Here is a 205-nt window from a genome sequence, read left to right on the forward strand (position 1 = left end):
GATGTGGCGCAGGTGGGTGATCTTGAGCTTCTTGGTGGGGGTGACAGTGTGCCGGTGGTGGTGCATCCGGCGGTGGGTGGGACGGTCCGGGTGCCGGTGCGTGACCTGGGTGGTGTGGGGCAGGATGGTGCCGGGTCGATGCCGATGGTTGGTGGCTCGACGCGGGAGGTGCGTCTGAGTGCCCAGCAGTTGGCGCCGTTGTTGG

The 205-nt window shown here is 67.8% G+C and carries 1 protein-coding gene; it reads right to left on the reverse strand.

The window, feature by feature from the left end; all coding sequences use genetic code 11:
- A partial coding sequence (locus ACLQ24_RS30825) for a hypothetical protein (RefSeq protein ID WP_425895225.1) occupies nucleotides 1-205 on the reverse strand: 205 nt, incomplete at both ends.

Source organism: Micromonospora sp. DT4, assembly GCF_049841675.1.
GTDB lineage: Bacteria > Actinomycetota > Actinomycetes > Mycobacteriales > Micromonosporaceae > Micromonospora.